Source organism: Bradyrhizobium sp. LMG 9283 (assembly GCF_045571415.1).
Lineage (GTDB): Bacteria > Pseudomonadota > Alphaproteobacteria > Rhizobiales > Xanthobacteraceae > Bradyrhizobium.
Genome location: NZ_CP120691.1, coordinates 3483861 through 3505257, shown reverse-complemented (window position 1 = coordinate 3505257; position 21397 = coordinate 3483861). Strand labels below are relative to the sequence as shown.

At 64.4% G+C, this 21397-nt stretch carries 27 protein-coding genes and 2 pseudogenes; 15 read left to right on the top strand and 14 right to left on the bottom strand.

What is annotated here, in order from left to right; genetic code table 11:
• The first annotated feature begins 52 nt into the window (after nucleotides 1-52).
• From gcvT to gcvP, 3 genes are read left to right on the top strand one after another with little or no spacing between them, the layout of a single operon-like run.
• Nucleotides 53-1198: a glycine cleavage system aminomethyltransferase GcvT gene (gcvT, locus tag P6U29_RS16300; RefSeq protein ID WP_407118514.1), complete on the top strand. Its 1146-nt coding sequence runs from the start codon at nucleotides 53-55 to the stop codon at nucleotides 1196-1198.
• Between the two features lie 10 nt (nucleotides 1199-1208).
• A complete protein-coding gene (gene gcvH / locus P6U29_RS16295; RefSeq protein ID WP_407118513.1) occupies nucleotides 1209-1577 on the top strand; it encodes a glycine cleavage system protein GcvH in 369 nt (122 codons plus the stop codon).
• A gap of 17 nt (nucleotides 1578-1594) precedes the next feature.
• Nucleotides 1595-4462: an aminomethyl-transferring glycine dehydrogenase gene (gene gcvP / locus P6U29_RS16290; protein WP_407118512.1), complete on the top strand. Its 2868-nt coding sequence runs from the start codon at nucleotides 1595-1597 to the stop codon at nucleotides 4460-4462.
• Nucleotides 4463-4635: 173 nt separating this feature from the next.
• On the opposite strand, the gene P6U29_RS16285 is transcribed toward gcvP, so the two are convergent.
• The 4 genes from P6U29_RS16285 to recA form a co-directional block, all read right to left on the bottom strand.
• Nucleotides 4636-5076, bottom strand: a complete 441-nt coding sequence (locus P6U29_RS16285; protein ID WP_407118511.1) for a hypothetical protein — start codon at nucleotides 5074-5076, stop codon at nucleotides 4636-4638.
• A 588-nt stretch (nucleotides 5077-5664) separates the two neighbouring features.
• Nucleotides 5665-6663, bottom strand: a complete 999-nt coding sequence (locus tag P6U29_RS16280; RefSeq protein WP_407118510.1) for a hypothetical protein — start codon at nucleotides 6661-6663, stop codon at nucleotides 5665-5667.
• Nucleotides 6664-6673: 10 nt separating this feature from the next.
• Nucleotides 6674-7657 carry a hypothetical protein gene (locus P6U29_RS16275; protein ID WP_407118509.1) on the bottom strand — a complete coding sequence of 328 codons (984 nt, stop codon included), beginning with the start codon at nucleotides 7655-7657 and terminating at the stop codon, nucleotides 6674-6676.
• Nucleotides 7658-7763: 106 nt separating this feature from the next.
• Nucleotides 7764-8852, bottom strand: a complete 1089-nt coding sequence (gene recA, locus P6U29_RS16270) for a recombinase RecA (RefSeq protein WP_100231221.1) — start codon at nucleotides 8850-8852, stop codon at nucleotides 7764-7766.
• A gap of 203 nt (nucleotides 8853-9055) precedes the next feature.
• Between recA and P6U29_RS16265 the strand changes: the two genes are divergently transcribed.
• On the top strand, nucleotides 9056-9229 hold the full coding sequence (locus tag P6U29_RS16265) for a hypothetical protein (RefSeq protein WP_407118508.1): 174 nt from the start codon (nucleotides 9056-9058) through the stop codon (nucleotides 9227-9229).
• A gap of 266 nt (nucleotides 9230-9495) precedes the next feature.
• Nucleotides 9496-9666, top strand: coding sequence for a hypothetical protein (locus P6U29_RS16260; RefSeq protein WP_407118507.1), 171 nt, complete (start codon nucleotides 9496-9498; stop codon nucleotides 9664-9666).
• Nucleotides 9667-10328: 662 nt separating this feature from the next.
• On the opposite strand, the gene P6U29_RS16255 is transcribed toward P6U29_RS16260, so the two are convergent.
• Nucleotides 10329-10637 (bottom strand): DUF2798 domain-containing protein, encoded by a 309-nt coding sequence (locus P6U29_RS16255; RefSeq protein ID WP_407119343.1) that lies wholly within the window; start codon nucleotides 10635-10637, stop codon nucleotides 10329-10331.
• A 268-nt stretch (nucleotides 10638-10905) separates the two neighbouring features.
• Here P6U29_RS16255 and P6U29_RS16250 point away from each other — a divergent pair, with 268 nt between their 5' ends.
• Together P6U29_RS16250 and P6U29_RS16245 are read left to right on the top strand one after the other, a co-directional pair.
• Nucleotides 10906-11094, top strand: coding sequence for a hypothetical protein (locus P6U29_RS16250; RefSeq protein ID WP_407118506.1), 189 nt, complete (start codon nucleotides 10906-10908; stop codon nucleotides 11092-11094).
• Between the two features lie 174 nt (nucleotides 11095-11268).
• Nucleotides 11269-11502: a DUF6894 family protein gene (locus tag P6U29_RS16245; RefSeq protein ID WP_407118505.1), complete on the top strand. Its 234-nt coding sequence runs from the start codon at nucleotides 11269-11271 to the stop codon at nucleotides 11500-11502.
• Nucleotides 11503-11527: 25 nt separating this feature from the next.
• On the opposite strand, the gene P6U29_RS16240 is transcribed toward P6U29_RS16245, so the two are convergent.
• The gene (locus tag P6U29_RS16240; protein ID WP_407118504.1) at nucleotides 11528-11782 is read right to left on the bottom strand and encodes a hypothetical protein; all 255 of its coding nucleotides are present in this window, start codon (nucleotides 11780-11782) and stop codon (nucleotides 11528-11530) included.
• Between the two features lie 107 nt (nucleotides 11783-11889).
• Nucleotides 11890-12186, bottom strand: coding sequence for a hypothetical protein (locus P6U29_RS16235; RefSeq protein ID WP_407118503.1), 297 nt, complete (start codon nucleotides 12184-12186; stop codon nucleotides 11890-11892).
• 382 nt (nucleotides 12187-12568) lie between these two features.
• Here P6U29_RS16235 and P6U29_RS16230 point away from each other — a divergent pair, with 382 nt between their 5' ends.
• Nucleotides 12569-13033, top strand: a complete 465-nt coding sequence (locus P6U29_RS16230; RefSeq protein WP_407118502.1) for a PaaI family thioesterase — start codon at nucleotides 12569-12571, stop codon at nucleotides 13031-13033.
• Nucleotides 13034-13160: 127 nt separating this feature from the next.
• Here P6U29_RS16230 and P6U29_RS16225 read toward each other — a convergent pair whose 3' ends face one another.
• Nucleotides 13161-13454, bottom strand: coding sequence for an HdeA family protein (locus P6U29_RS16225; RefSeq protein WP_176945666.1), 294 nt, complete (start codon nucleotides 13452-13454; stop codon nucleotides 13161-13163).
• A 181-nt stretch (nucleotides 13455-13635) separates the two neighbouring features.
• On the opposite strand from P6U29_RS16225, the gene P6U29_RS16220 reads away from it, so the two are divergent.
• Nucleotides 13636-13878: a PilZ domain-containing protein gene (locus P6U29_RS16220; RefSeq protein ID WP_407118501.1), complete on the top strand. Its 243-nt coding sequence runs from the start codon at nucleotides 13636-13638 to the stop codon at nucleotides 13876-13878.
• A gap of 179 nt (nucleotides 13879-14057) precedes the next feature.
• Here P6U29_RS16220 and P6U29_RS16215 read toward each other — a convergent pair whose 3' ends face one another.
• Complete coding sequence (locus P6U29_RS16215) at nucleotides 14058-14282, bottom strand: hypothetical protein (RefSeq protein ID WP_407118500.1); 225 nt, start codon at nucleotides 14280-14282, stop codon at nucleotides 14058-14060.
• Nucleotides 14283-14433: 151 nt separating this feature from the next.
• Here P6U29_RS16215 and P6U29_RS16210 point away from each other — a divergent pair, with 151 nt between their 5' ends.
• From P6U29_RS16210 to P6U29_RS16195, 4 genes are all read left to right on the top strand, one after another.
• On the top strand, nucleotides 14434-14838 hold the full coding sequence (locus P6U29_RS16210) for a hypothetical protein (protein WP_407118499.1): 405 nt from the start codon (nucleotides 14434-14436) through the stop codon (nucleotides 14836-14838).
• A gap of 97 nt (nucleotides 14839-14935) precedes the next feature.
• A complete protein-coding gene (locus P6U29_RS16205) occupies nucleotides 14936-15517 on the top strand; it encodes a bifunctional transcriptional activator/DNA repair enzyme AdaA (RefSeq protein ID WP_407118498.1) in 582 nt (193 codons plus the stop codon).
• 19 nt (nucleotides 15518-15536) lie between these two features.
• The gene (locus P6U29_RS16200; RefSeq protein WP_407118497.1) at nucleotides 15537-16007 is read left to right on the top strand and encodes a PaaI family thioesterase; all 471 of its coding nucleotides are present in this window, start codon (nucleotides 15537-15539) and stop codon (nucleotides 16005-16007) included.
• Between the two features lie 113 nt (nucleotides 16008-16120).
• Nucleotides 16121-16453 carry a hypothetical protein gene (locus P6U29_RS16195; protein WP_407118496.1) on the top strand — a complete coding sequence of 111 codons (333 nt, stop codon included), beginning with the start codon at nucleotides 16121-16123 and terminating at the stop codon, nucleotides 16451-16453.
• Nucleotides 16454-16527: 74 nt separating this feature from the next.
• Here P6U29_RS16195 and P6U29_RS16190 read toward each other — a convergent pair.
• The 3 genes and pseudogenes from P6U29_RS16190 to P6U29_RS16180 all read right to left on the bottom strand — a co-directional run.
• Nucleotides 16528-16674: pseudogene (locus P6U29_RS16190) on the bottom strand (carboxymuconolactone decarboxylase family protein); the annotation flags it as partial.
• An 11-nt stretch (nucleotides 16675-16685) separates the two neighbouring features.
• Nucleotides 16686-17152: pseudogene (locus P6U29_RS16185) on the bottom strand (DUF6691 family protein).
• Nucleotides 17153-17157: 5 nt separating this feature from the next.
• Entirely contained in the window at nucleotides 17158-17586 is a 429-nt protein-coding gene (locus P6U29_RS16180; protein ID WP_407118495.1) for a YeeE/YedE family protein, read from the bottom strand.
• 191 nt (nucleotides 17587-17777) lie between these two features.
• Between P6U29_RS16180 and P6U29_RS16175 the strand changes: the two genes are divergently transcribed.
• Nucleotides 17778-18947 (top strand): GNAT family N-acetyltransferase, encoded by a 1170-nt coding sequence (locus P6U29_RS16175; protein WP_407119342.1) that lies wholly within the window; start codon nucleotides 17778-17780, stop codon nucleotides 18945-18947.
• A gap of 4 nt (nucleotides 18948-18951) precedes the next feature.
• Here the strand turns inward: P6U29_RS16175 and P6U29_RS16170 are convergent, their stop codons facing one another.
• Nucleotides 18952-19617 (bottom strand): DsbA family oxidoreductase, encoded by a 666-nt coding sequence (locus P6U29_RS16170; protein ID WP_407118494.1) that lies wholly within the window; start codon nucleotides 19615-19617, stop codon nucleotides 18952-18954.
• A gap of 168 nt (nucleotides 19618-19785) precedes the next feature.
• On the opposite strand from P6U29_RS16170, the gene P6U29_RS16165 reads away from it, so the two are divergent.
• Nucleotides 19786-20583, top strand: a complete 798-nt coding sequence (locus P6U29_RS16165; RefSeq protein ID WP_407118493.1) for a thioesterase family protein — start codon at nucleotides 19786-19788, stop codon at nucleotides 20581-20583.
• Here the strand turns inward: P6U29_RS16165 and P6U29_RS16160 are convergent.
• A complete protein-coding gene (locus tag P6U29_RS16160; RefSeq protein WP_407118492.1) occupies nucleotides 20571-21395 on the bottom strand; it encodes a helix-turn-helix domain-containing protein in 825 nt (274 codons plus the stop codon). The genes P6U29_RS16165 and P6U29_RS16160 overlap by 13 nt on opposite strands.
• Between the last annotated feature and the right edge of the window lie 2 nt (nucleotides 21396-21397).

Sequence of the window (21397 nt, the reverse complement as noted above, 5' to 3'; positions counted from 1 at the left end):
CGACTGGTGTCCATCGGGGAATCCTCCCCGGGAACCGCCGAGGGCCCCTTAGATGCTAGCGCACAACCAAGACTCCCTGAAACGTACGCCTCTCTACGACCTCCACGTGTCCCTGGGCGGCAAGATGGTGCCGTTCGCGGGCTATGACATGCCCGTGCAGTACCCCGCGGGCGTCCTGAAGGAGCACCTCCATACCCGAGCCTCTGCCGGTCTGTTCGACGTCTCCCATATGGGCCAGATCGCGCTGCGGCCGAAATCCGGGAGGATCGAGGACGCTGCCCGCGCGCTGGAACGGCTGGTGCCGCAGGATATCATGGCGATCGCGCCGGGGCGGCAGCGCTACGCCCAGTTCACCAATGCGGACGGCGGCATTCTCGACGATCTCATGGTCGCCAATTTCGGCGATCACCTGTTCCTGGTCGTCAACGCCGCCTGCAAGGACGCCGACGAGGCCCATCTGCGCGCGAATCTGTCCGACGACTGCGTCATCGATTCGCTGGAAGGCCGCGCGCTGATCGCGCTGCAGGGCCCGAAGGCGGAAGCGGTGCTGGCGAAATTATGCGTAGAGGCCCCGGCCATGAAGTTCATGGACGCCGGCCCGCATGACGTCGCCGGCATCAAGTGCTTCGTCTCGCGTTCCGGCTACACAGGCGAGGACGGCTTTGAGATCTCGGTTCCCGCCGCCGACGCCGAACGCCTCGCCAAGACGCTGCTGGAAAATCCTGACGTGCTGCCGATCGGTCTAGGCGCCCGCGACAGCCTGCGGCTGGAAGCCGGGCTCTGCCTGTACGGCCACGACATCGACACCACGACCACGCCGGTCGAAGCCGCGCTGGAATGGTCGGTGCAGAAGAGCCGCCGCACGGGTGGCGCCCGCGCCGGCGGTTTCCCCGGCGCGGAAAAGATTCTCGCGCACTTCGATGGCGGCGCATCCCGCCGCCGCGTCGGCCTGCGTGCTGAGGGCCGCGCCCCGGTGCGCGAAGGCGCGCTGCTGTTTGCGGACGATACGGGTGGCGAGCCGATCGGAAAAGTCACCTCGGGCGGGTTCGGCCCGAGCCTGAGCGCGCCGGTGGCGATGGGCTATGTGCCCACGAATTTGAGCGCGCTCGGCACAAAGCTCTTCGCCGAAGTGCGCGGCCAGCGACTGCCGCTTGCGGTCGCCGCCATGCCCTTCGTGAAAAACACTTACAAGCGCTGAGGACTCCACAATGACCATGACACTGTACACTTCCGACCATGAATGGCTCGCCATCGACGGCGACACCGCCACGGTCGGCATTACCGACTACGCGCAGCAGCAGCTCGGCGATGTCGTGTTCGTCGAATTGCCCAAAGTCGGCCGCAGCTTGAAGAAGGCGGAAGCCGCCGCCGTCGTGGAATCGGTGAAGGCCGCCTCCGACGTCTATGCCCCGATCTCTGGCGAAGTGCTCGCGAGCAACGATGCCTTGGCCGCCGAGCCGGCGCTGGTCAATTCGGATGCGCAGGGCGCGGCCTGGTTCTTCAAGATCAAGATTGCCGACAAGAGCGAGCTCGGCGGCCTCATGGATGAAACCGCCTACAAGGCGCATACGGCTTAACGGCGATGGAGCAAGGGATGACCGCGCACCGTAAATCCAGCGGCGACACCGCCGCCAGTTTCGTTCGCCGCCACATCGGCCCGTCGGCGCGCGATGTCACCGCAATGTTAGAGGCCGTCGGCGCCAAGAGTGTGGACGCGCTGATGGCAGAGACGCTGCCGGCCTCGATCCGGCAGGCCGCTCCGCTCGATCTCGGCAAGCCGCTCAGCGAAACCGAGGCGATCGCGCATATGGCCGAGCTCGCGCGAGAGAACCAGGTCTTCACCTCGCTGATTGGCCAGGGCTATTCGGGCACCGTCCTGCCCGCGGTGATCCAGCGCAACATCCTGGAGAACCCGGCGTGGTACACGGCCTATACGCCCTACCAGCCCGAGATCAGCCAGGGCCGGCTGGAGGCGCTGTTCAACTTCCAGACCATGATCTGCGACCTCACCGGGCTCGATGTCGCCAATGCGTCGCTGCTTGATGAGGCCACGGCGGCGGCCGAAGCCATGGCGCTCGCCGAGCGGCACTCGCAGGTCAAGGCGAAAGCCTTCTTCGTCGACAAGGACGTGCATCCGCAGACGCTGGCGGTGATGCGCACCCGCGCCGAGCCGCTGGGCTGGAACCTGATCATCGGCGATCCCCTCACCGATCTCGACAAGAGCGACGTGCTCGGTGCGCTGCTGCAATATCCGGGTTCTTCCGGCGCGGTGCGCGACCTCAGGCCTGCGATCGCGGCGCTGAAGGCCAAGGGCGCGCTCGCGATCGTCGCCGCCGACCTGCTGGCGCTGACGCTGCTTGCTTCGCCCGGCGAGTTAGGTGCCGACATTGCGATCGGCTCGGCACAGCGCTTCGGCGTGCCGATGGGCTATGGCGGCCCGCACGCGGCCTATATGGCGGTGCGCGATGCGCTGAAGCGCTCGCTGCCCGGCCGCATCGTCGGCCTCTCCGTGGACTCACGCGGCGCGCCTGCCTATCGTCTCGCGCTGCAGACCCGCGAGCAGCACATCCGCCGCGAGAAGGCGACCTCCAACATCTGCACCGCGCAGGTGCTGCTCGCCGTGATCGCCTCGATGTATGCGGTCTATCACGGCCCCGAAGGCCTCACGCAGATCGCGCGCAACGTGCATCGTCGCACCGCCGTGCTCGCCAGCGGTCTGCGCAAGCTCGGCTTTGCACCGCAGGCCGACAGCTTCTTCGATACGATCAGCGTCGATGCCGCCGCCAAGCGCCCCGAGATCCTCGCGCGCGCGGCGGCCGAAAAGGTCAATCTCGGCATCGGTGATACGGCACTGCGTATCGCACTGGACGAGACCACAACGCCGGCGACGGTCGAAGCGGTCTGGCGCGCGTTTGGCGGCACTCTTGCCTATGCCGAGATCGATGCGGAGACGCGCGAGGCGCTGCCGGAGGCGCTGAAGCGCAGCACCGCTTTCCTCACTCATCCCGTCTTCCATGCGCATCGCTCGGAGACCGAGATGCTGCGCTACATGCGCAAGCTCAGCGATCGCGACCTCGCGCTCGACCGTGCCATGATCCCGCTGGGATCCTGCACCATGAAGCTGAACGCGACCACCGAAATGATGCCGCTGACCTGGCCGGAATTCGGCTCGCTGCATCCCTTTGCTCCGCGCGAGCAGGCTAGGGGTTACCACGCGCTGTTCGCGCGGCTGGAAAAATGGCTGTGCGACATCACCGGCTATGATGCGATCTCGCTGCAGCCGAATTCGGGTGCGCAGGGCGAATATGCCGGGCTGCTCGCGATCCGCGGCTATCATGCCGCACGCGGAGAGAGCCATCGCAAGATCTGTCTGATCCCCTCCTCCGCCCACGGCACCAACCCGGCCTCGGCCGCGATGGTCGGCATGGAGGTGGTGGTGGTCGCCTGCGAGAAGAACGGCGACGTCGACGTCAATGATCTCCGCGCCAAGGCGGAGAAGCATTCCAACGACCTCGCCGCGGTCATGATCACCTATCCCTCGACGCATGGCGTGTTCGAGGAACACATCCGCGAGATCTGCGACATCGTGCACAGCCATGGCGGCCAGGTCTATCTCGACGGCGCCAACCTCAACGCGCAGGTCGGCCTTAGCAGGCCCGGCGATTACGGCGCCGACGTCAGCCATCTCAACCTGCACAAGACCTTCTGCATCCCGCATGGCGGCGGCGGCCCCGGCATGGGCCCGATCGGCGTCAAGGCGCATCTCGCCCCGTTCCTGCCGGGCCATCCGGCGACGCACGCGGACGCTCCGGTCGGCCCGATCTCGGCCGCGCCGTTCGGCTCGGCCTCGATCCTCACCATCTCCTACATCTACATCCTGATGATGGGCGGTGAAGGCCTGAAGCGCGCCACCGAGATCGCGATCCTCAACGCCAATTACATCGCAGCGCGCCTCGATCCGCACTTCCCGGTGCTCTACAAGAACGCGAAGGGCCGCGTCGCGCATGAATGCATCGTCGATCCGCGTCCGCTGAAGACGACATCCGGCGTCACGGTCGACGACATCGCAAAACGCCTCATCGATTACGGCTTCCACGCCCCGACCATGAGCTTCCCGGTGCCGGGCACGCTGATGATCGAGCCGACCGAATCGGAATCGAAGGCGGAGCTGGATCGCTTCTGCGATGCCATGATCGCGATCCGCAAGGAAATCGCCGAGGTCGAATCCGGCCGCTTTGAGATCGCGGCCTCGCCGCTGCGTCACGCCCCGCACACGGTGCACGACATCGCAGATGACGACTGGAAGCGCGCCTACACCCGCAGTGAGGGCTGCTTCCCCGACGGCGTCTCGCGCACCGACAAGTACTGGTCTCCGGTCGGCCGTGTCGACAACGTCTACGGCGACCGCAATTTGGTGTGCTCGTGCCCGCCGGTGAGCGATTACGCGCAAGCTGCGGAGTAATGTCGCGACGGAGGTCTCGTAGGGTGGGTTAGCGGGCGGCTGCGCGAAGCGCGGTCCGCTCGCGTAACCCACCACTTCTATTTCCGCGGAGATGAACCGTGGTGGATTACGCCGTGCGAACTGCGCTTTGCGCAGTCGCAGGGCTAATCCACCCTACAAACCTGAAGACGTACCTAAGGTTCAACCAGCAATCGGCTTTCGCGATCCCATCGCCAGAGCCGTTCGTTGGTGAGTTCAGTACCGCCCCACCAACGTTTGATCGGGTTGTGGCGCCACATGTCGTCTTCGCGGGCGAGAAGTGAACGCCCGAGTTCAGTCAGCGTGACCTTCCACTCGCTCCTGCCGAAGTAACGATCCTCGTTGTCGAACGCCGGATCGCCCAACAAGACCGGCGGCACCGAATGTTCTCCAAGATCGAGCAGGGCATCGCCCGCGTCGTTTTTGTCGAACACATTGCGAAGCCATCTCGCGTGTTCGACGAGCCTCGGGTCGGTGTGCCCGTCGTTCACGAAGTCCAGCAAATCCATTTCGCTGGCACCGAGTCCCGTGATGCTGTCCGGAAGCTCTTCCAGCATTGCAATGAGTGCCGATCGAAGTCTCGGCAGGATCATCATCCGTCATCAGCAGATCGAAACAGGGTTGTGGCGTGTCAGCCCGATAGGCTCGCCAAGCGCGGCTTGCCGTCACCAAATGGTTCTCGGTCACCTTGAAGGCCGACAGTTTCCATTTTGCGACAGACTCCGGAGCATAGTTCGCAACGGTGTCGTCCGTATGCACCAGGCTCAGCTTCGTCGTGATCTCCCTGTAGGGACGAAGCAGGTCGAGCAGCCAGACGAGCACGAGTTGATCGTTCGGCCACGGGTCGGCCCACACTTCGATCGAGTCGAACTTCTCGCAGAGCTGAAAGAAACCAATGTCCGACGAGCCGAAGCCCATCAGCCAATTTCGCTCCACGCCGTCGAGCCAATGATCGCCTCTTCTGGAATGCTTCGCGGAACGTGGCTCCAGCCCCATCGCGAGTTCCTCCTCGGACGGCAATTGGCCCCGAACGAAGCGCGGAGAAAAGCTGAGGGCGATATTCGCCAAGTTAGAGCCGCCGAGCACGGCGGCCGCTCCATAGTTCGTTCCCAGAATCAGGTGTGACAAGATCGTCTCTCAAAATTGATGCGCAATACGGGAGCACACTGAGCGATACGCATGCGTCAGTCAGGCGCAATCAAGAACCGGCTTTCGCGATCCCACCGCCAGAGCCGCTCGCTGGTGAGAAGCGTTCCACCCCACCAGCGCGTGATCGGATTATAGCGGCAGAAATCCTCTTCTCCTGCCAACACCGCCCTCCCGAGATCAGTGAGCGACAAGCGGGACTGCTTGTATCGTGCATGACGCAGAGCATCCTCATGCATGTCGAGCGAGAATGGCCCCTCCTCCAGTCCTGATACAGCCGGCACCGGACATCGCGCGAGCCCATCAAGCAGCGTCCCGACTTCCCAGTAGTCGAAAACGCGCCGCTCGTTGCGTTTCTGATGACCCGGGAACACGTCGACAGGCTGCACTTCGCCCGGCGCGATCAATTCCAGGATCCGCGTTTCCGTTGCTCCAACACCGGTTGTGATGCCCGGAAGCTCTTCGAGCAGGTCAACGACATGTCGCTCAAGCTGCGGCAGCAGGCTCAAGTCGGCCTTGAGCAGATCGAACCAGGCCTGCGGCGTCGCCGCGCGATAGGCCCGCCATGCGCGGCCAACCAGCTCGAGGCAGTCTTGCGTGGGCTTAATGGCCGGCGGCTTTATCTTCGCAAGGCGCTCTGGCCCCACATCCCCGACGGCAATGCCTACATGGCGTAACGCGAGCTTGGAGACAGCCGCTCTTTCACTGCGACAATGGTCGAGTAGCCACAGCAGAACCAATTGCGCATTCGGCTCTGGTCCCGGCCACAATTCGACCGATTCGCATCCCAAGAGCAGCTCGATTACTCCAAGCCCCTTCACGCCCCATTCTTCGAGCCGCCAGGATGGTGTGTCGTCCAGCCAATGAAGGCCGTGCGGCTGCGTTGTACGCGGCGCAAAGAACGCCTCAAGCTCGGCATCGGACGGCAGCGGCCCCCACACGAGCCGGCGCTCGATTGCGATCACGAGGTCGGCAAGGCCGGCGCGTTGTATCGCGCCGGCGGCGGACGAGTCTGTTGTCACAATGAGCCGCGTCATGCCGGTGGCCTCAAGTCTTCGTCAAAACAGGGCCGTAGCGCCACAGCCGATCGTTGGTCAGATGCGTGCCGCCCCACCAACGGTCGATCGGGTTATGGCGGCTGAAGTCTTCCTTGCCCGCCATAACTGCTTTGCCGAATTCCGTCAGCGACAACCGGCTCCGTGAATACGCCACCTGGCGTGCAGGCAGATTCTGCTGAGGGATCGTGCGAAGCTCATCGTCAAGTCCGGCCACCGCGGGCCTTGGACCGAGCGCGAGCCCCTGGAGCAGCCACCCAAGCTCCCATTCGTTAAAGACCGGCGTGCGGCGGAGCGAGCGGAGATGGAAGAGTGCGCTCGTTCCCTCATAACCGCGTGCGATGAGCTCCAGGAAGCGGATCTCCGTTGCACCGAGTCCCGTCGAAGCTGAGGGGAGCTCCGCCAACAGATCGATCAAGGCCGGCCTTAGCATCAGCAGAGCACTCAGGTCCCGATGAACGAGCTCGGCGCACCTCTCGGGCGTCGGCGCAGCGTAGGCCTGCCAAGCCATGCTTGCCGTTTCGAGTTCATCTGTGGTCACGCGAAGGGCGGGAATATGGGGAAGCGATTTGGCAATAGACGTCGGCTCCTCGGTGATGAGATCGAAAGCAATCAGACGTAACTTCGCCTTGCTCGCAATCTCTGGATGGGAGCAGAGATAATCGAGGAGCCAGATCAGCTGGAGCTGATCATTAGGATTCCGATCAAACCACAATTCGACGACGTCGTAGGCCTGACAGAACGCGACCAGAGAGAGATGTCTTCGCTCTTTGGCGGCCTGGGACCAGCGTCCAACGTAGTCAAACCAATGCCAGCCTGGCTTTACTGTCCCCGAGCGGGCACCGACATAAGCTGCAAGTTCGTCGAGAGGCAGAGGCCCGTCAACAAGACGGAATGTGAATGGGATGACGACTTCGGCGAGACCCGAGCGTATGAGATCGAAGCCTGATAAACTCGTCAGAATCACAGGCTTCATCGCACCACCTGATCACCACACCGCCAAAACGAAACGGGCACCGAAGACGTCGGCAACTCAACGTCCTCAGCGCCCGCTCCTCGCGAAACTCTTTGCGCGGTAAGGCTTACTCCTCCGCCGGCTCCTCGCCGTCGGCGTCGCGCTCCGGCGTGCCGGCCAGGATCTGCTCGGCGATCAGGCCGGAGTTCTGGCGGATCGCGGTCTCGATCTTGGCGGTGATGTCAGGGTTGCCCTTCAAAAACGCCTTGGCGTTCTCGCGGCCCTGGCCGAGGCGTTGGCTGTCATAGGAGAACCAGGCACCGGACTTCTCCACGATGCCGGCCTTCACGCCGAGATCGAGGATCTCGCCCATCTTGGAGACGCCTTCGCCGTACATGATGTCGAACTCGACCTGCTTGAACGGCGGCGCCAGCTTGTTCTTGACCACCTTGACGCGGGTGGTGTTGCCGACCACCTCGTCGCGCTCCTTGATCGCGCCGATGCGGCGGATGTCGAGACGGACGGAGGCGTAGAATTTCAGCGCATTGCCGCCGGTCGTGGTTTCCGGCGAGCCATACATCACGCCGATCTTCATGCGGATCTGGTTGATGAAGATCACCATGGTGTTGGACTTGTTGATGGAGGCCGTCAGCTTGCGCAGCGCCTGGCTCATCAGGCGGGCCTGCAGGCCCGGCAGCGCATCGCCCATCTCGCCCTCGAGCTCGGCCTTCGGCACCAGCGCCGCGACCGAATCGACCACCAGAACGTCGACGGCGCCCGAGCGCACCAAGGTGTCGCAGATCTCCAGCGCCTGCTCACCGGTGTCGGGCTGCGAGATCAGGAGCTCGTCGATGTTGACGCCCAGCTTGCGGGCATAGACCGGATCGAGCGCGTGCTCGGCGTCGATGAAGGCGCAGATGCCGCCCTTCTTCTGAGCTTCCGCCACCGTATGCAGCGCCAGCGTGGTCTTGCCCGAGGATTCCGGCCCGTAGATCTCGACGATGCGCCCTTTGGGCAGGCCGCCGATACCGAGCGCGATATCGAGCCCGAGCGAGCCGGAGGACACCGCCTCGATGTCCATGGACCGGTCGTTCTTGCCGAGCTTCATCACAGAGCCCTTACCGAACTGGCGCTCGATCTGAGAGAGCGCGGCGGCCAGAGCTTTACTCTTGTCCATGGAAGATCCTTCGACGATACGCAGGGCAGTTGCGGACATTGGGTCGTGCTCCTTATGGCGAGGATTCGCTAGGGGGACAAACGATTGAGAGGCAGCTCGGCGATAAAAGCAATGTACCCTATTTGTTCTAGGTTCGCAATATGTTCTTTGCGAATTGTGGTGCCTGTAATTGCCCCCAATATCCTAAGTTGTTTTGCGTCCCTTAGTCTGTGGTATAATCGTTCCATTCGGGGAACGCTGCCATGGACTACCGCGCGTACATCCTTGACGATGGCGGGCGCATCATCGGCGTGCACGAGCTGGATTGCGCCGACGACGAAGAGGCCAAACAGAAAGCAGCCCAATTACTGGATGGAAATGACCTTGAAGTCTGGCACCGAGAACGCCGCGTGGCCCGATTGAAGCACCATAATTGAAGCACCATAATTGAAGCACCATACAAGGCAGTAAGGCCGCCTCAAGAGGCGGCCCCTCAATGCGATCGACGGCGATGGCCGGCATTCTAGCGTGCTGGGTTAATTTCTGGTTGGCCCACTTTGCTCTGGGTGCACAACTGAACAGACGTCACAACCCGCATCAAGGACGCGCGCGCCGTCATATTTCCGTAATCCTGCGGCACCGAACCTTTTCACGGTCTCCGGCCTTCTGGGGGATGGGGCCGCAACTCTGGGGACCGTAACTCATGACGGACGACAACAGGCACCACGATACGATCAGGCGCAATCCGCTGCTGGAGGCAGCGCGCGAGGAGATGGTGAAGTTCGAGCGCAGGGAAAACCAATTCCGCAAGAAGGACCGCGAAGAGCGCGCCGCCGAGCTCCATCTTCCGCTGAATGAGATCAAGGTCCACTAGGCTCCGCCAGGACCGGCTTCCGGAGCGAGCTGGGCCTCGCCCCGCGATGCGGCAGTAGACGGCCGGTCCAAGGGGCGGGTCGCCTGATCTCGATCCGGCATCGCGGGTCGGGCTGCATGGCCGCAAAGGCGGGCGCGCGGACGGTTAAGGTATCTAAATACTACCCGTAAGCTATTGGTCGATCAATGAAATTGCAAAGCAGCCTACTGTGCATGGGGTTGTTTTCCAATTTTCTGAAAGTCGCGGTGCGCCCAGCGCCCTCCATCGGAGGGCACCCCCCGCCGTTCCCCAGCGCACGTAGCCGTCTACAGCACCGCCAGCAGCACCAGGCCAATCACCAGCACGACGAAGCCAGCCGCCGTCGCGGCGGCGAATGACCGCTCTACGTTATCCATGATGCCACCCCGTTTTCGGCGCGCCACGTTTCCCCCATGGCTGCGCTGAACGGGTAAGATCTTGCCGACGCGTGTGTCCGCAGTGGTGCGAACGGATGTCGAAATTGGGACCGGTGCGGGGCCTGTCTGCGGCCTTTCGATCGCGACCTTCACGGCGGACGATCCGGCCAGCCGCCAGACCAGGACAGATCCGAACGCGCCGCCTGTCAGGCTGCCGTAAGCTGAGCCGGCTAGGTTCGCCCGGCTATGGTGTTGCAGCCCAGCACCTCAGCCTCCAATAACTCTCTGCCCCGCTTGGCTCTCCCCAGGCGGGGCCTTTTCATGCCTGCTGGCGGCGCGCGGGTCGCGCTCCTCCTGGGTCAGGCGCAGCGAGAAGGCGCGGATCGCGGGCGCTGCCAACAGCACGACCGGCAGCATCGCGGCCCATGCGATCAGCCACGATACCATCCAGTGCCGAACGAAGATCATCGGGCTGCCTGCAGGAAAGCTGGCGATCCCTGCCGCGACCAGCGAGGTCAGTCCGGACTGGATGATGCCGAACACGAAATGAGAGTAGCGGCGGGGAATGCCGAGCATGAGGCGTCCACGGTTGCTTGCCGTCATCAGGCAAGCAAGGCACATGCCGTCACCTCGAGGGGCTCTGGAATCCCACCCTGCAGGCACGCCCTGCTCGGCACCCGGATGCGCTTGGACGGAGTCGAGGAACTCTGTTCATGGTCGGAGAACCACGGAGTACCAGCGCCAATCACGCAATTCGCGGCTTGCGGCGGATTTTGCTTGTCTCTGGAATATTGTGACGCCCAACATGTTTGCAGGCATGGAAGGTGAATCGTGGGAGGTGACCATGAATCACAGGGGCGTCGAGTTCACCGTGGCCAAGACGGCGATTCCCGGAGTCTGGCAGTGGCAATTCCGCATCGGCGACGAGGTCAAGACCGGCAAGACCGAGACGAAGATTGACCTGCTGGCGATCCGGCGCGTGCAGCTGCGCATCGATCGGGAGCTGAAGGCGATCGAGCGAAAGACGGCCTGAACCGGCCGGGTGAGATCGGTAGCTGCGTGGGGCCCTCACGCGCCGCAGCGCGCCACGGGGTTTTCTGAGGTTTGTCCGTAGCCGCCCGGAATTGATCTGACGGTGGTTTGGGATTGCACTATGCGCGCCCAGGGCCTTGGGGGCGAGGCACCATGTGCGCGATCGGTGCCAGCCATGCCGCTCTATTTCTTCCGAATCCGCAACGGCCGTTATTCCGGCTGCGCCGAGCAGGCGACGGAATTTGCCGATCGCAATGCGGCCTGGAAAGAGATGACGAGTGTCTGCGCCGACATGAGCGCCGGCATTGCCCGCAAGCTCCAGGAAAATTCCGAATGGCACTTGGAGCTGCTGGACGAGGCCAAGGAGCCGGTGTTCCGGATCCGCATCGTTGCCGAAACCTTCGACTAGCAAGGCCTTTCGGATCAGGCCCGCGTCAGTCCGCGCTGGGCAGCCGCCGCATGGTGAACTCGATGTCGCCGCCCGGCAGTTCGCGCCAGGTCTCGACCGCGCTCATATAGCCGGCCTTAGGGTAGCGGGCGAAGAAGGCCTGCGCTCTTTCCCGCGCCGCCGCGCGCGGCAGCGTGAAGGTCTCGCGCAGATAGCCGTCGCCGGCCGCCTGGCCCGGCTTGCCGGCCATCTTGCGCCGGCGCGCCATCCGATCGGCGAGATCCCGCGGTCGATCGGCCATGTCATGCCCTCCTCTACGCGCTACGCTCAGCCAAATGTAGGGCGCGGGCCGGATCAAGAGGAGTCCTGTCCGGAAGGCGTGTGTCGCCGCCCGAACGGGGCGCGCGGTCAGTTGGCCGCCGTGCCGCTCTTGGTCTTCTTCGGCGCGCTGGTTGCGGCCGACGCCTTCGGTGCCGCCGGCTGCTTCGACGGATCGGAGCGCATGCCGCCCCAGGGATCGTTGGACGCCTTGGAATCCGGAATCTTCTTCAGCGTTTCCTTGTAGGCCTTTTCACGCTCGGCTTCGGCAGCCTTCTCCTCGGGGGTCTTGCCCGGCCCTTCCTGCAGCAAATTGAGATTGGGCATTTGCGCGTAGGCAGGTCCCGCCAGCACGGCCAGCACCGCGGCCAAACGGAAAAGCTTCATCGTCTACTCCTTGATCATCCATGAGGCGCGATCGTCCCGCGCCGTGTCATCCTTGTCGCAGCCCGGTCGCGATCCGGAGCCGCTCAGGGCCGCGTGGGCACGCTAGAGACGATCCGATCTGCACGATTTGGGCGCATGCAGCCAGTCGTCCCAGATCGGACCGCATTTGGTGCACCCGCTCAGCGCGAGACCGAGCGCGGCCATGCAAAAGACGAGGACACACCGACGCAACATCATCCACCCGTACCCAAGCGAGGCATCATACCGGGCCAAGTCAGGCATTTTCAAGCCGAGGGGACCGGCGCGAGACCGGGTGACTTTGCCGCGCCGATGCGCGCACAATGAGGCGAAACATCCGGCAACACAGGAGAACGCGACAGCAATGCAAATGCAGCCAGAAGCCGAGTTCGGCCTCGCCGACGCCCGACGCATCCTCGGCGAGGTTTTTGCGCCCTGGGTCCAGGATCTCAACCTCGCGGTCGAGCGCATCGAGCATGCGCAGCCGGCAGACGTACCGGACTGGCAGCCGGGGGCGCTGCTGCGCATGCCGTTTTCGGAGCGACTGTGCCGGAACGGCGGCGTGGTCTGTGGCCAGGCCCTGATGGCGCTCGCCGACACCGCCATGGTGATCGCGATCCTCGCCGCCAATCGCGGCTACCGCCCCATGACCACGGTCGACCAGACCACGCATTTCATGCGCGCAGTCTCCTCGTCCGACGTGCTGGCGGACGCGCGCGTGGTGCGGCTCGGGCGCACCATGAGCTTTGGCCGCGTTACGCTGCTCTCCGCCGCCGACAGCAAGCCGGTCGCGATGGTGTCGAGCGCGTTCGCGATGCTGCCGGGTTGAACGCGCTGAAAACGCTGAAAAGAAGAGAGCCGCGCCAAGCGCAGAGCGCAGCGCGGCTCTCGATAGCACCATGTCAGGACAGGAAACGCAATCGCGATCGCGCTTCGCGTTGCCCACGCATGCGATGTTACTTGCCGAGCACCTCGTCGGCCGCGGTGACGATGCTGACGTTCGGATTCTTTCCGCAATAGGCGCCGAACTTCTTGGCATTCTCGATGAACACATCGGTGTCGATGATCGCGTTGTCCTCGTCGCCCTTGTACCAGCCGTCCATCCAGGTCAGCACGACTTGGATGTTGTCTTCGCCGCTCTCGAGGAACTGCTTGCAGCTCATGGTCGAGAGGTCCCACTTGACCGCGTGAGCGGGCATCGATGACAGCGAGAGCGCTGCGGCGAACAAAATCGAAAGCATGGTCTTCATCAATATCTCCATCGGCGCGTGGCGCCACAAAAGAAAGGCTCGTAGGGAAGTTCGTTGGAGCGGCTCTCCGCTCCAACGTCGTAAACAAAGTCTGAATCGCTGTGCAGGTAGCGCCAGTATTGAGTTTAGTTCGACGTAATTTCTATGCACTAATTCATAATCATCAGCAGGACTGACACGGATGATCGAGAAGCGCGCATCACAACGTCACCGTGTTTTCAAAGGTGGAACGATCATCTTTGAAAACAACGGCATCCCTTGCACGGTGCGAAACATGTCGGCAGACGGCGCGGCGATCGACCTCGACGCCCCCGTCATGTTGCCGCAATCGTTCACGCTCTCGATCGCGCGCGACGATTTCGTGCGGCATTGTCGCACAGTTTGGCGAAGCGACAAGCGCGTCGGCCTCGCTTTCGTGCAATAGCACTCGCGATGTGAACGAGCGTTCGCATCACATGCACGACACGATCATGATTGCCCGATACGACGACGGCGACGCCAGAGCGACGGCGCCTCGCCCCGTGCGGCCAGACGACTTTCCGGAGTCGCGGTCGAGCACGAAGACAAGGCCCTGCTTGGTCGGCCGGATCAGTCCACCTCACTTCATTTCGGCTTCTTGGCAGGTTCGCTCGGGCGGGCACCGCCCCAAGGGTCGTACTTGTCCTTGGGCTCGGGAATGCGCTCGAGCGCGGCCTTGTAGGCTTTTTCGTCGACCTTGGGCGTGGTGTCCGCCGGCTTGGCTCCGTCACTGGGCTGGCGCCGGCCCTGCGCCTGCGCCGAAGCAGCCGTCAGTGCCAAGACCGCGGCCGCGATGACCAAAATCCTCATTGGTGCAATCCCCCTCATGCGGGGTACAAACTAGCCGGCAATCGCGGAATAGCAATGCCGCGGGTTCCAAGGCTTCAGCAAATCTTGATCGGCAGGGACTTCGCCGGATCACATTCGTGCCTATCTGTTGGCCCGCAGGGGACCTCCACGGATGTTGCGGATTGTTGTTCATGCTGCGCTGCTCGCCGGCGCGCTTGCGCTCGGTGGCTGCGGCTTTGCCGACAGCCGCGCGCCAGTGCCGGAGTTCATGCGCATGAAAGAGGCCGAGCAGCCGCCGCCCGAAGCGCCTCCCGACGTCAAGCGCGTGGTGCGCGAGCAGATCGACGTCGTCTTTCTCGCAACGTCCTATCCGCGCGAGGTGCATGTCGCGCCGCCCCATCGTGAGGTGCGAGGACCGGGCTGGACGGCGTGCGTCCGCGCGCAGCTCACCTCGGCGACCGGCACGCCGCTCGGCCCGCAGACCTACATCGTGACGATTAACAGCGGGAAGGTCGTGGACCGCCGGCGCGCGGAAGCCGACGACATCTGCGGGACGGAGACGTACGAGCCGATCTAGGCGCGGCCTCGGTGATGGACGTCCGCTCCGGTCGTTTTCGGACACGGTCATCGCGTCGGACTCGCGCTGTAAAAATGGGGACGCTATAGCAGGCGTCATGCTCGATTTTGACGCCCACTACGATGGCCTCCGCCGCCGCGACGCAACATTGGACGGCGTGATATTCGTCGCGGTGAAAACAACGGGCATCTATTGCCGCCCCGTCTGCCCGGCGCGCACACCACTTGCTCGCAATGTGACGTTCTATCGTAGCGCGGCCGCGGCCGAGCACGCCGGCTTCCGTCCTTGCCTGAGATGCCGCCCGGAGACAGCGCCGTTCTGTCCCGCATGGAAAGGATCGAGAACGACAGTCGAACGCGCGCTAGCCCTCATCGAGAAGGGGGAACTCGATCGCGGCGGCGTGGAGCGGCTGGCTGAACGGGTGGGAGTCGGTGCGCGCCACCTGACGCGCCTATTCGCCCGATATCTTGATGCGTCCCCACTGCAAGTGGCGCTGTCGATCCGCGTGCAGCGCGCCAAGCGGCTGCTCGCTGCAACCGATCTTCCGATGGCCGCCGTCGCGGAACGCTCCGGCTTTTCGAGCACGCGGCGCATGAGCGCCGCATTCACGCGACTCTACGGCCGCCCGCCGTCGGGCGTCCGGAGAAAGACCGAAGCTTCGCGACTCCAACCCAGGTGAATGCGATGAGGAGATTCAGATGACCGCGAAGAGCTACGGGACGGTCGGCGCCGAACGACAGAAAGCAATGAGCGGGCTCGAGTTCGTCCAAGGTCTCGTAACAGGAAACCTGCCCCTCAACACCATCGCGCAAACCCTCGGCTACGATGTCGTGGAGGCGGAGCATGGCCGCGTCGTCGTCGCGCTCGTGCCGACTGGCGCTCACCTCAACCCGGCAGGGACGGTGCATGGCGGTCTCACGGCAACCTTGCTAGACAGTTGTATGGGACTGGCGATCCAGTCGACGCTGGAGAAAGGGATCAGTCAAACCACGCTCGAATTCAAGATTTCTCTGCTGCGGCCGATCACGCCGGACACCGGTCCAATCACGGCCGAGGGCAAGGTCCTGAATTGCGGCCGCCGCATTGGAACGGCCGACGGACGCGTGACGGATGCCAAGGGCCGATTGCTGGCCCACGGCACGACGACATGCCTCATCTTCCCGGCCTGACCGGAACAAGCCACAACAAAGCGCCGGTTCCGGGAAAAACCTGTAAATTGGCCGGAACGATCGCCGTCTCCCTTTCTTGTTACCGCCGAGGGCAGTTTCGGACGGAGGAGACGATGAGGACAATCACGATTGCGCTGCTGGCGGGCGTCGGCGCGCTGGCCGCAGCGGGCGGCGCAAGGGCCGCGGACATCTACACGACGAGCGAATACACCAATCCCGATCTCGTCCAGCAGGTGCGGCTGGTCTGTGACGATGCCGGCAATTGCTATCGCACTCGCCGCGGCGCGCGCGTGATCGTGCGCGACTCCTACGCGACGATGCCGCGCGACCGTTATTACTACGAGCGCCGCACCTACCGCGATTGGGACGAGGGTCCGCGCGCCGGTGTCGGCATTCGCGCGCCGGGCGTTAGCGTCGGAGTCGGTGTCGGCGACGATCGCTGGTAGTCGCTCCAAGACGAATGATGAACAGGACCGGGCGAATCCGCCCGGTCCTGTTCACGTGCGCGGTCTGACCAACGTCAGGCGGTCACCGCGTGCTGCTGGAACTGTTCGTAGGCCGCGATCGCGTCGGCGGCATACATCAGCGACGGCCCGCCGCCCATATAGACGGCCATGCCGAGCGTCTCCTCGATCTCTTGGCGCGTCGCACCGAGCTTGACGAGCGAGTTCTTGTCCTTCAGGTTTCGAGCGGATCGGCCGGCGTGACAAAGCGAGACACTGGCGGCAGGTGAGCAATGAAGCGGGCCAGCACCATGCCGGCGCACATCGCCGCAACGAAGATGACCGCAGAGACCGACCCGAATCCGAGCGCGGTCAGCGCCGGTCCCGGACAGAAGCCCACAATCCCCAGCCGACGCCGAAGATCGCGGGACCTGCGACGATCCTGGGATCGATATCTCGCCGTGTCGGCAGATAAAATCGATCGGCGAAGAACGGGCGCGCGAGCTTCAGGACGCGGCTGAAGCCGATGAAGGTCACGGCCACCGCACCCGCCATCACGAAGGCGAGGCTCGCATCCCATGTCCCTGCCGGAATGCCGCCGATGTCCAGGAAGTTCAGCACCTTGGCCGGGTTCGACATGCCGGAGACGATGAGGCCGATGCCGAAGATCGGCCCGATCGCGAATTGAACGAGGATTGCCATGGCCATCAACTCCAGTGCCGCATCACGAAAACGGCCACCATGCCGGCGGCCATGAAAGTGATGGTCGCGACCAGAGAGCGCACCGACAGCCGCGACAAGCCGCAAACGCCGTGGGCCGAGGTGCAGCCGCTGCCCCACACCGAACCGAAACCCGTGAGCAATCCGCCGACGATCAGGACGGCCGGCCCTGCCGCGATCGTCCGCGCGGGCAGGTCTCCGGTGACGAGCCGCACCAGCACGGGCGCGACGACGAGACCGGCGACGAAGGCGAAGCGCCCGGCGAATTCGCGATCCTCGTAGGGCGGAAACAGTCGCGCCGCGATGCCGCTGACCCCGGCAATCCGCCCCGTGGCCCACATCAGCAGAACGGCGGCGATGCCGATCATCGCGCCGCCCAGAAGTGAGGCCAGCGGTGTGAAAGGTGTGGCGATCATCTCTTGATCCTCCGGTCGAGAAGCGATCCTGCGCATCAATCGTCCAACCGGCGGTCTGCCAGCCGGATGCTCAACGAGACATTAATATTACCACTCGAATTGAAGCAGCGTCCCAACGGTATTTTCCATTCTTTGCGCTAAGCATGACCACGCAGCACGGGCTTGGCCCGCGTGCTTGGGGACAACGGGACGTGGTCGACACCGCGCAGCAGGGGACGATCCATCGGGCATCGGTATGGCATGCCGGAGCCGCGCCCGCGCGCGTTCCGCTTGGCGCGGTCGACAACGGCCAATGGCGCGCGCTGGCGCAGCGGGCGATCGAACCAAACGGATATTACCTGCCCGCCTGGGAGCTCGCCGTCAGTGCAACCGCGCGCGGCCGCACGAACGCCTTGGCGCTGCCAGCACTTGACGCCTCTTCGACGCGGCTGATCGGGCTGATGCCAGTCTTCTCGCTCTGGCGCGCCTGGAAGATCCCCCTCCCCGCGCTCGTGAGCGCGCATCCCTATGGCACGTTGTGCAGCCCACTGCTCGACCGCGACGCTCCGCTCGAGGCCGCCGCGGGTCTGTTGCAGCAGGCACGCGAGACCGGCGCGCATGCGCTCGTGGTGACCGACATCGCGCTCGACGGCGCGGCGATGGCATCGCTCGAACAGGTCCTGAGACGCAACGGTCTGAAGCCGAGGCTTCTCAACTCCTATATCCGCGCCAGCCTCGATGCGACGCAGGATGGCGAAACGCTGTTGCGCGACGCGCTTGGCGCCAAGAAGCTCAAGGAGCTACGGCGCCAGCGCCATCGGCTCGAAGAGCACGGCCCCGTCGTGTTCGAGGTTGCGCGCAGCACCAACGAGATCAGCCCGGCGCTCGAAACATTCCTGCAGCTCGAAGCCAGCGGCTGGAAGGGCAAGCGCGGCACCGCGCTGGTTCAGCATGCGGGCGATGCGGCCTTCATTCGCCGTGCCGTGCCGGCACTGGCGGAGACCGCGCAGTGCGAGATCGTCACGCTTCGCGCCGGGACGACGCCGGTGGCCGCCGGCATCGTGCTGCGCCACCAGGACCGCGCCTTCTTCTTCAAGCTCGGCATCGACGAGCGCTTCGCCAAATATTCGCCGGGCGTGCAGCTCACGCTCGACCTGACGCGCCATCTCTGCGCCGATCCGGCCATCGCCAGCGCGGATTCCACGGCAAGCGCCGACCATCCCATGATCAACCCGATCTGGCGCGAACGCTTCGCGATCGGCGACGTGCTGATCCCGCTGCGACGGAATGATCCGCTGGTGGCGCTGATCCACGCTGCGCTCGCGGCGCACAGCACTGCCTACGCAGCGGCGCGCCGTGCCGTTCGCCTACTTCGTAGATAGATGCCTACTCCGCCGCCTCGGCGTTGATCTCCGCCGAGACCTGGCGGATGGCGCGGGCGAGCAGGTTCGGATCCTGCGCGCCGGAGACGGCGTATTTCTGCGCGAAGACGTAGGTCGGCACGCCGGAGATGCCCTTCTCGGCGGCTTCCTGCGCGTCCGCCGAAACGCGCGCGACGTCCTCGTCGGTGGCGAGGCGCTTGCGTACGTCCTCGGCATCGAGGCCGATGTCGGCGGCCGCCTGCACCAGCACGTTCACATCGGTGAGATCGCCGCCGTCGCGGAAATAGAGCTCCATCAGGCGCTGCTTCATCTCGGGCGCCTTTCCGATCGCTTCCGCCCACAGGATCAGGCGATGGCAGTCGGTCGTGTTGGGCTGGCGCGCCACCAGCTCGGGCTTGTAGACGAGGCCCTCCTCGCCCGCAGCGGCAACGACGCGTCCGGCAATGCCCTTATAGGCTTCGACCGAGCCGAACTTCTTCGTGAGATACTCCTCGCGGCTGATGCCTTCGCGCGGCACCCAGGGATTGAGGAAGAAGGGACGGAAATTGAGCTTGACCGGAACGTCGGGCACCAGAGCCAGCGCACTCTCGATGCGGTGCTTACCGATATAGCACCAGGGGCACACCACGTCGGAGACGACGTCGATCTGGAGCGGTTTCAGCGTGCTCATGTCAGGCGCCTCCTTCGGCCACTTCGAGGGTTCGCCGGAAGATAAGCCGAACCGGGGGCGGCGCAAGGCACCCGTCCTGCATGGCTCACCACTTCACCTCTGCGGTTATTGTGACCGGTCCCGCCCGCCCCGATACTTGTGGCCACGAACCAGCCCAAGGGGAGACCGATGACCGCCATTTTCAAGCCGGAAGGCGATCTATTCCGGGCCACCGAGCATGCCGGCGGTCCGTGGTCGCCGGACATGTTGCAGGGCAGCGCCACCACAGCCCTGATGACCCGCGATGTCGCGCGCCTCGCCGCCTCCGGCTTCGCGGTGCGGCGCCTGACCTTCGATCTGTGGCGGCCGGCGGGCCTGCACGCTTTCAGGACCACCACGGAATTGCTACGCGACGGCCGCAAGGCCAAGACCATGCAGGTGCGGCTGATGGACGGCGAGACCGAGATCGGCCGCTGCACGGCGCTGTTGACAGCGCCGAGTGGCGAGTCGCCCGCTGATCCCTTCGCCCGACCCGCGGCGCCCGACAAGGCGCCCGAGGCGGGTGCTCCGCCGCCGGCCTTCGCGCAGAAATGGAGCCGCTATTTTCAGAACGTGTCGGTGCGGCTGATCGAGGGCGCGCTGGAGAAGCCGGGGCCGGCGGCGGCCTGGATGCGGCTCGATGCGTCGCTGGTCGAGGGCGAGACGAACACGCCGCTCATCCAGGCCGTACAGGCCGCGGACTTTTCCAGCGGCGTCGCGCAGATCGTGGACATGCGCAGCTGGACCTTCATCAATCCCGAGATCAGCCTGTATTTCTTCCGGCCGCCGGAGGGCGAATGGATATTGATCCGTGCCGCGACGCGCGTCGGCGCCCATGGCGCGGGCCTCACCACGGCGACACTGAGCGATCGCAACGGTCCGTTCGCGGAGGTGATGCAGGCCATGAGCTTCGAACGGCGCGACGCCGAGCAGGCTCAGGCGTCCTGAGTCGCGAGCGTGACCAGGGCGGCCTCGGATGCGGCATCAACAGGCATGAACATCTCGACGCGCAGCTCCTGCAGCGTCACGTCCTGGGGCGTGCCGAGCGTCAGCACCGCACCAATCAGGCCGATGCCGACATCGCCCTTGCGCAGGCGCACCTCGCAGAGCGGACCCGGCACGGCGTTGTCCTCGGTCGCCGGCGCAGGCAGCTCCGGCAAGCGCATCAATTCGCGCCAGGTCGATTGCAAGGCCTCGTCGAGCGGTGCAGCCATCGCCTCGTGCCGCGCCCGCGCCAGCAGCGCGGCCGCAACGGTCGGCCAGTTCTCGACGAACGGCTTGAGCTCGTTCGGCGCGAGGAACATGCGCATGTGATTGAGCGGCCGCTGCAAGCGCTCGACGCCGAGCAGCATGGTCATAAGGCGCAAGGCCGCGCGATTGGCCTGCATCACGTTCCAGCGCCGGTCGGTGACGATCGCGGGGAACGGTTCGTGACGGCTGAGCAGAAGATCGATGGCACGCCGCGCCTCGGCAAGCTCCGGCGCGGCCAAATCGCGCTCGCCATATTGCCGCGCAAAACCGCCGGCCTCGAGCAGCGCATTGCGGTCACGCAGCGACAGATCAAGGGCGGATGCGAGTTGCAGCAGGATGTCCCGGCTGGCCGCGGCCTTGCCGGTCTCGACATAGCTCAGATGCTTGACCGAGATGCCGGCCTCGAACGCCAACTCGGCCTGGCTCAGCGCACGGCGCACGCGCCAGGCGCGCAGGAGATCGCCGACGGGATTGGCCGGCCGCAATCGCCGGAAGGAACGTGTGTCCATCG